The following is a 7,987-nucleotide window of genomic DNA, read 5'->3' as shown; positions in this document are numbered from 1 at the left end:
TTGGGCGGGCCGGACGCCCCCCCCCGCGCCCCGCCAGCGGGGCGGCGGGGCCGGGCCTCTCCTCGTCCACGCCGGTCCGGGAGTGTGGCGCTACAGCGGGATGTTGCCGTGCGCGCCGCGGCCGGCCGGCGCGGCGACCAGGGCCTGCACCAGCCGGGCGCGGGTCTGCGAGGGCTCGATCACCTCGTCGACGACACCGATCTGCAGCGCCCGGGCCACCCCGCCGGCGATCCGCTCGTGCTCCTCGGCCAGCCGGGCGTGCAGGGCCTCCCGCTCCCCGGGCGGCACCGCGGCCAGCTTCTTGCGGTGCAGGATCCCGACGGCGGCCCGGGCGCCCATCACCGCCACCTCCGCCCCCGGCCAGGCGATCACGGCGGTGGCGCCCAGCGAGCGGGCGTTCATCGCGATGTAGGCGCCGCCGTAGGCCTTGCGGGTCACCAGGGTCACCCGCGGCACCACCGCCTCGGCGAAGGCGTGCAGCAGCTTGGCGCCGCGCCGCACGACGCCGTCCCACTCCTGGCCGACGCCGGGCAGGTAGCCGGGGACGTCGACGAGCACCACGAGCGGCACGCCGAACGCGTCGCACATCCGCACGAACCGGGCCGCCTTCTCCGCCGATGCGGAGTCCAGGCAGCCGCCCAGCCGCAGCGGGTTGTTCGCCACGACCCCGACGGTGCGCCCGGCCAGCCGGCCCAGCGTGGTGACGACGTTGGGCGCCCACCGCGGGTGCAGCTCCAGTCCCGGCCCGTCGAGGACCGCGGCCACCAGCGGCCGGACGTCGTAGGCGCGGTTGGCCCGCTCGGGCAGCAGGGCGCGCAGGTCGGCGCCGGGCCGGGAGGCGACCGGGCCGAAGGAGCCCTGGGCGGCCAGCAGCCCGACCGCCTGGCGGGCGGTGGCCAGCGCCGCCGCCTCGGAGTCGGTGACCACGTGGACGACGCCGCTGCGCCGGCCGTGGGTGTCGGGTCCGCCGAGGCTCTCCATGTCGACGTCCTCGCCGGTGACCGAGCGGACGACGTCGGGACCGGTGACGAACACGCGCCCGGCCGGGCCCATGATCACCAGGTCGGTGAGCGCCGGGCCGTACGCGGCGCCACCGGCGGCGGGGCCGAGGACGACCGAGACCTGCGGGATGCGCCCCGAGGCGCGCACCATCGCGGCGAACACCTCGCCCACGGCGTGCAGCGCGGTGACGCCCTCGGCGAGCCGGGCGCCGCCGGAGTGCCAGACGCCCACCACCGGCACCCGCTCCCGCAGCGCGGTGTCGATCGCGTCCACGACGTGCCGGCAGCCGTCGGCCCCCATCGCCCCGCCCATGACGGTGGCGTCGGTGCAGAAGGCGACGACCGGCGCGCCGTCGACGGTGCCGCGGGCGGCCAGCACGCCCGAGGTGTCGCGGGGGGTCAGCAGGGCCGCGGATCCGTCGTCGAGCAGGCGCAGCAGCCGGTCCTCGGGGTCGCGCGGGTCGGGGCTGGGCAGCGTCGGGACGGCGTGGACGGTGGTCACCAGGGGTCTCCAGAGGCCGGCCCGGGGCCGGACGGTCGAGGACCGGCCCCCCGCGAGGCCGGCTGAGGTGCTGGAACGGCCCCGCTGCAGGGGCCCGCCGCGAGCGTGCGAGTGGCGGGGGGGCAGCGGGGTCCTTCGTCAGAACGTGGTGAAGACCAGCGCCAGGTTGTGCCCGCCGAAGCCGAAGGAGTCGTTGACCGCGGCGGTGAAGCTGGCCCTGCGCGGCTCGCGGCGCACGATGTCGAGCGCCTGGACCGCGGCGTCGTCGTCGGGGTCGTCGAGGTTGGCCGTCGCGGGCACCACCTGGTCGCGCAGGGCCAGGACGGTGAACACCGACTCCAGCGCCCCGGCCGCCCCGAGCAGGTGGCCGGTCTGGCTCTTGGTCGCCGACACCAGCGTGTCCTCGCCGACGGCGCTGCGGATCGCCTGGGCCTCGGCGGTGTCGCCGACCGGCGTCGAGGTGGCGTGCGCGTTGACGTGGCCGACGTCGGAGGGGGAGAGGCCCGCGTCGCGCAGCGCGGCGCCGATCGCGCGGGCGGCGCCCTCGCCCTCGGGGTGCGGCGCGACGAGGTCGTAGCCGTCGGCGGTGGCGCCGGCCCCGGCGAGCCGGGCGTGCACCGTGGCGCCGCGGGCGCGGGCGGAGCCGGCCCGCTCGAGCACGAGCGCGGCGGCGCCCTCGCCGAGGACGAACCCGTCCCGGCCCTTGTCGAACGGCCGCGAGGCGCGCTCGGGCTCGTCGTTGCGGGTGCTCATCGCCCGCATCGCGGCGAAACCGGCCATGGGCAGTGGGTGGACGACGGCCTCGGCGCCGCCGACCAGCACGATGTCGGCGCGGTCGAGGCGGAGCAGGTCCAGCCCCCAGCGGATGGCCTCGGCGCCGGAGGCGCAGGCGCTCACCGGTGCGTGCACGCCGCCGCGGGCGCCCACGGCCAGGCCGACGGCGGCGGCGGGGCCGTTGGGCATGAGCATCGGGATGGTGAAGGGCGAGACCCGCTTGGGCCCCTTGGCCTCGAGGACGTCGTCCTGGCCGAGCAGCGTCATCGCGCCGCCGATGCCGGTGCCGAACACGACCGCGATCCGCTCCGGGTCGACGCCGGCGTCGGCGGCACCGGAGTCGGCCCAGGCCTCCTCGCCGGCGATGACCGCCACCTGCTGGCTGCGGTCCAGCCGCCGGGCGCGGACCCGGTCGATCTGCTCGGCGGGCTCGGTGGCCAGGGTCGCGGCGAGCTGGGCCGGGAACTCCTTGACCCAGTCGTCGGTGAGCCGGCGGACCCCCGACCGCCCGGCCAGCAGCGCGTCCCAGGTGCTGGCGACGTCGCCACCCAGCGGTGTGGTGGCTCCGAGGCCGGTGACGACGACGTCGTCGTTCGAGCTCATGACGGGTCCTCTCCTGGGGCGTGCAGGCGCGGGCGGCCGGGGGACCGGCGTCAGCCCTGGTTCTTCTGGATGTAGCTGATCGCGTCGCCGACGGTCTTGATGTTGCCGAGCTCGTCGTCGGGGATGGCCACGCCGAACTTGTCCTCGACGGCGGTGGCGATCTCGACCATCGACAGGGAGTCGACGTCGAGGTCCTCGGTGAACGACTTCTCCGGGGTGGCGTCGGCGGGGGTGACCCCGGCGACCTCCTCCAGGATCTCGGCCAGACCTGCCTGGATGTCCTCGCTCACGCGGGGGTCCTCTCTCTCGGTGGGGGCGGGCGGTGCCCGCCGTCGGGCCCGGGGGTCCGGGGGTCGGTGGCGCGGCTCAGGGCAGGGTGAGCACCTGGCCGGCGAAGGTCAGGCCCGCTCCGTACCCGAGGACGAGCGCGAGATCACCACTCTTCGCCTCGCCGGACTCGAGCAGCGCGGTCAGCGCCAGCGGGATCGACGCCGCGGAGGTGTTGCCCGACCGCACGATGTCGCGGGCGACGACGACGTCCGCGCCGAAGCCCAGCCGCTTGGTCATCGACTCGACGATGCGCAGGTTGGCCTGGTGCGGGGCGAACACGTCGATGTCCTGCGGCCCGACGCCGGCGGCCTCCATCGCCTCCTCGAGCGTCTCGGTGAGCCGGGTGGTGGCCCAGCGGTAGACCGCCTGCCCGGCCATCGTCATCGTGCCGGTGCCGGCGGCGATCTCGATGGCCGAGAACTGGTCGCCGTCGCTGCCCCAGGCGACCGGCCCGATGCCGGGCTCGTCGGCGGCGCCGAGCACGGCGGCGCCGGCCCCGTCGGCGAAGATCACCGCGGTGGACCGGTCGCTCTTGTCGACGACGTCGGTCAGCCGCTCGACGCCCACGACGAGCGCGTTGCGGGCCGAGCCGGTGCGGATGGCGGCGGAGGCCACCTCCAGGGCGTAGCAGAACCCGGCGCACCCGGCGTTGAGGTCGAAGGCGCCCGGGCGCGGGATGCCCAGCCGGTGGGCCACCTGCGGGCCGATGCCGGGGATCGGCTCCTTGAGGCTCGCGCTGGCCAGCACGACCAGGTCGATCTCGTCGGGCGCCAGGCCGCTGGCGGCCAGCGCCTTGCCGCCGGCGGCGACGGCCATCTCGACGAGGGTCTCGTCCTCCGACGCCCAGCGGCGCTCGGCGATGCCGACCCGGGTCTGGATCCACTCGTCGTTGGTGTCCATGACCTGGGCGAGCTCGTCGTTGGTCACCCGCCGTCGCGGGCGGTAGGCGCCGAGTCCGAGGATGCGGGCGCCGGGCGCACCGGCTGCCAGGCGGATGCTCACGCGGGGACCTCCGGGTAGAGACGGGCGAGGGGGTCGCCGGCGTCGACCAGGTCGCCGTCCTGGACCAGCCACTCCGCGAGGACGCCGTCGTAGCCGGCCGACACGTCGGCCTCCCCCTGCCGGCCGCGGACCCGGCCGAGCAGGGTGCCGGCCGGCAGGCGGGTGCCCTCGGGGACGTCGGCGGGGCTGACGGTGCCGCGGACGGGGGCGACGACGACCCGCCAGTCGGGCTGGTGCTCGGCCTCGGGCCGGCCGCGGGCGGCGTCGATGAGCGCGCGGGCACGGTCGAGGTCGCCGGGGCCGGTGAGGGCCAGGACCTCGACCGCGTTCCCGTCCGTGGCGTCCTTCCACTCCCGCTTGGCCAGCCCCGCCAGCGCCCCGGCCGGCGGCAGCTCGATCGCGGCGGTGACGCCGAGGTCGCGCAGGGTGCCCAGGCAGGCGTCGAAGTGCACCGGGCTGGTCACCTGGCTGACCAGGCGGGAGAGCGCCTCGGCGCCGGACTCGACCGCCGCGCCGTCGGCGTTGGACAGCAGCAGCCGGCTCGGGTCGGCCGGGCGGAGCCCGCCCACCAGGGCCTCGAGCTCCTCGCGGGCGGGGGCCATGTAGGCGGTGTGGAAGGCGCCGGCCACCGACAGCGGCAGCACCCGCGCCTTCGCGGGCGGCTCGGCCTTGAGCGCGGCCAGCCCCTCCACCGGCCCGGCGACGACGACCTGCCCGCCGCCGTTGAGGTTGGCCGCCACCAGCCCGTGCCGCGCCAGCGCCGCCTCGAGCTCCTCCGGGTCGCCGCCCAGGACCGCGGACATCCCGGTCGGGGTGAGCGCGCACGCGCGGGCCATCGCCCGGCCGCGGACGGCGGTCAGCGCGATCGCGGCCTCCACCGACAGCACGCCGGCCAGCGCGGCGGCGGTGAGCTCGCCGACGCTGTGCCCGGTGATGACCACGTCGCGGCCGCTGTGCGGCGAGTGCGCGACCGGGCCGGGCAGGCCGCCGAGCTCGCGGGCGACGAACAGGCTCATCGCGACCACCAGCGGCTGGGTCACGGCGGTGTCGCGGATGGCCTCGGCGTCGCCGGTGGTGCCCATCGTCAGCAGGTCGGCGTCGGCGATCGCGCCGGCCCAGCGGAAGAAGGACTCGGCTCCTGGGAGGTCCAGCCAGGGGGTGAGCATCCCGGGCTTCTGGGCACCCTGTCCGGGGGCGAGGACGGCCAGCACCTCCTCACCGTGTCAGAGGTCGGGGCCGCCCGCGCGCTCGGGCGCGACGAAAGCACACCGCCGCGCTTTGGAGGGTTCCTACAAGAACGACGCCCCAGATGGCCGCCAGAGGCCGTTTCCGTGGTGGGGACCACACTGCCCGCCCGAGCACTTCCGCGGGCGGCCCCCTCGCAGGGCCCCGCCGCGAGCCTGCGAGTGGTGGGGGGCGAGGGGGTCCGTGCTCAGCGCCAGAGGCCGCGGCCGCCGTCGAGGTCGGCGAGGGTCAGCGCGACGTGCAGCGTCCACGCGCCGCGGGGGTCGGTGGCCACCAGACCGGTCAGTTCCGCGGCCCGCTTGAGCCGGTACCGGACGGTGTTGGGGTGGACGAACAGCGCCCGCGCGCTGGCCTCCAGGTTGCCGCCGCCGGCGAGCACCGCGCGCACCGTCTCGAGCACCTCGCCGCCGGCGCTCCGCAGCGGCAGCACGACCCGCTCGGCCAGGGCCGCCCGCGCCAGCGGGTCGCCGTCAAGGGCCCGCTCGGGCAGCAGGGCGTCGGCGGCGACGGGCCGCGGCGCCTCCGGCCACGCCCGGGCCGCCCGAAGCCCCGCCAGGGCCGCGGCAGCGGACCCGCCGGCTGCGCTGAGCCGGTCGACGACGGGGCCGAGCACCACCGGGCCGGGGGCGAACTCCTCGGCGACCCGGCGGGCGGCCGCGGCGACGTCGTCGACCCCGCCGAGGACGACGACCAGCTGCTCGGCGTGCACGCCGACGAGGACCTCGCCGCCGTGCGAGCGGGCGGCCCGGCGGACGGCGGTGTGCGCGTCGCCGTCGGCCGGGGCGGCGCCGACCAGCACGGTGACCGGCTCGGTGCCCGCCCAGCCCAGCGCCGCGGCCCGCCCGGGCAGCTCCTCGGAGCGCTCCCCGCGGACCAGCGCGTCGACGACGAGCGCCTCGAGCCGGGCGTCCCACGCGCCGCGGTTCTCCGCGAAGCTGGCGTAGACGTGCGCGGTGGCGAAGGCCACCTCGCGGCTGAACTGGAGCACCGCCACCCGCAGCGCGACGGCGTCCCCGGGCTCGGCCACCGACTCGACGTGGTCGTCCATCACCTCGACGGTGAGCTTGACCAGGTCGACGGTCTGCTTGAGCGGCACCGCCCGCACCAGGTCGCGGGGCGCGGCGCCGAACACCTCGCCGGTCAGCCGGGGCGGGCGGCCCGGGTTGCGGCACCACTCCACCAGCGAGGCGATGCCGGCCTGCGCGACCAGCATGACCCAGGAGCGCTGGTCGGCGGGCATGGTGCGGAACCAGGGCAGGTCGTCGTCCATCCGGGCGACGGCGCGGGTGGCGATGGCGCCGGAGGCGCGCTCCAGCCGCCGCAGCGTCTCGGCGGACGGTGGGCGGTCGTGTCCCCGGTCGACCACGCGGGCCAGCGTGTCACGCCCCGCGACGTCGGGGAGAGTGGGGGAGTGCCGCCCCCCGACGCCTCCCGCCCGCGCCGTCGGGTGCTCACCGCGATCGGCGGCGGGATCACCGTCCTCGGCGTGCTCGGTGCCGGCGTGGTCTCCGGGTTCCCGCCGCAGGTCCGCCTCGACGAGGCGGTCAGCGGGGCGCTCTACGCCGGGGACGACCGCTCCGCGCTGGTCGGCGGGCTGCTGGAGGTGCTGACCACCCCGGGGGTCACCTGGTTCCGGGTGCTGGTGTTCCTCCCGGTGCTGGCCTGGCTGGCCGCGCGGCGGGCGTGGCGGACGCTGCTCTGGGTGGGCGCGGCGATCACCGCGATCGGCCCGCTCACCACCGCACTCAAGGAGGCGGCCGGCCGCGCCCGCCCGGCCTACGAGAACGGCGGGCTGGTCTACGAGGGGCTCAGCTACCCCAGCGGGCACTCGTCGGGCGTGGCCACGCTGGTCACCGTCGCGCTGGTCCTCGCCTGGCCGCGGCTGACCGCGGGCGGGCGACGCAGGGCGCTGGCGGCGGGGGTCGCGCTCGCCGCGCTGGTCGGGCTCACCCGGGTGTGGCTGGGCGTGCACTTCCCGTCCGACGTCGTCGGCGGGCTGGCGATGGGCGTCGCGTGGTCGCTGACCGTGGCCCTGGCGCTCGGCGGGCTGCCGGGCGGGGCGGCCGCGCTGCCCGGGCGCACGGTGGAGGGGGCCCGCACGTGACCGGCCCGGTCGGCGAGACCCTGCTCGAGCCCGGCGACGGCTCGCTCGGCCCGCTGCTGCGGGTCACCCTCGACCGGCTGCCGCCCGGCGCCGGCTACGGCGTGCACGCGCACCGCGCCGTCGACGTCGTGGCCGTCGTGCTGGCCGGGTCGGTGACGCACCGCTGGGGGGACGCCGCCGGGATGGCGGCCGGGGACGTCGGCGTGCTGCGCGCCGGGCGCGGCCTCGACCACGACGAGGTCGCCGGTCCCGCCGGCGCGTGGGTCCTGCAGTCCTATCTGCGGGCGGCCGACCCCGACGCGGGGGGGGGGGGGGGGGGGGGGGGGGGGGGGGGGGGGGGGGGGGGGGGGGGGGGGGGGGGGGCGGGGGCGGGCGGGGGTTTGGGGGGGGGGGGGGTGGGGGGGTCTTCCTCTATGGCGCGGCTGC

At 77.7% G+C, this 7,987-nt stretch carries 8 protein-coding genes; 2 read left to right on the top strand and 6 right to left on the bottom strand.

Annotated features, from left to right (window positions below; genetic code table 11):
• Window positions 1–90: 90 nt before the first annotated feature.
• The 6 genes from ACI79V_RS24165 to ACI79V_RS24140 form a co-directional block, all read right to left on the bottom strand.
• The gene (locus ACI79V_RS24165) at window positions 91–1,503 is read right to left on the bottom strand and encodes an acyl-CoA carboxylase subunit beta (protein ID WP_456893448.1); all 1,413 of its coding nucleotides are present in this window, start codon (window positions 1,501–1,503) and stop codon (window positions 91–93) included.
• A 138-nt stretch (window positions 1,504–1,641) separates the two neighbouring features.
• On the bottom strand, window positions 1,642–2,880 hold the full coding sequence (locus ACI79V_RS24160) for a beta-ketoacyl-[acyl-carrier-protein] synthase family protein (RefSeq protein ID WP_456875824.1): 1,239 nt from the start codon (window positions 2,878–2,880) through the stop codon (window positions 1,642–1,644).
• Window positions 2,881–2,930: 50 nt separating this feature from the next.
• The gene (locus ACI79V_RS24155) at window positions 2,931–3,170 is read right to left on the bottom strand and encodes an acyl carrier protein (RefSeq protein ID WP_089403103.1); all 240 of its coding nucleotides are present in this window, start codon (window positions 3,168–3,170) and stop codon (window positions 2,931–2,933) included.
• 76 nt (window positions 3,171–3,246) lie between these two features.
• The gene (locus tag ACI79V_RS24150) at window positions 3,247–4,212 is read right to left on the bottom strand and encodes a beta-ketoacyl-ACP synthase III (RefSeq protein WP_456893446.1); all 966 of its coding nucleotides are present in this window, start codon (window positions 4,210–4,212) and stop codon (window positions 3,247–3,249) included.
• On the bottom strand, window positions 4,209–5,423 hold the full coding sequence (locus tag ACI79V_RS24145; protein WP_456893444.1) for an acyltransferase domain-containing protein: 1,215 nt from the start codon (window positions 5,421–5,423) through the stop codon (window positions 4,209–4,211). Before ACI79V_RS24145 ends, ACI79V_RS24150 begins: the two co-directional genes overlap by 4 nt.
• 221 nt (window positions 5,424–5,644) lie before the next feature.
• Window positions 5,645–6,823 (bottom strand): PucR family transcriptional regulator, encoded by a 1,179-nt coding sequence (locus ACI79V_RS24140; RefSeq protein WP_456893442.1) that lies wholly within the window; start codon window positions 6,821–6,823, stop codon window positions 5,645–5,647.
• A 45-nt stretch (window positions 6,824–6,868) separates the two neighbouring features.
• Between ACI79V_RS24140 and ACI79V_RS24135 the strand changes: the two genes are divergently transcribed.
• Together ACI79V_RS24135 and ACI79V_RS24130 are read left to right on the top strand one after the other, a co-directional pair.
• Complete coding sequence (locus tag ACI79V_RS24135; protein ID WP_456893440.1) at window positions 6,869–7,561, top strand: phosphatase PAP2 family protein; 693 nt, start codon at window positions 6,869–6,871, stop codon at window positions 7,559–7,561.
• Window positions 7,471–7,987 (top strand): pirin family protein (locus ACI79V_RS24130; RefSeq protein WP_456893438.1); only part of this gene is annotated, 517 nt, incomplete at its 3' end. The genes ACI79V_RS24135 and ACI79V_RS24130, both read left to right, overlap by 91 nt.

The organism is Geodermatophilus sp. SYSU D00700 (genome assembly GCF_054050255.1).
The sequence above is the reverse complement of the archived record's forward strand: the minus strand, read 5'-3'. Positions and strand labels throughout refer to the sequence as shown.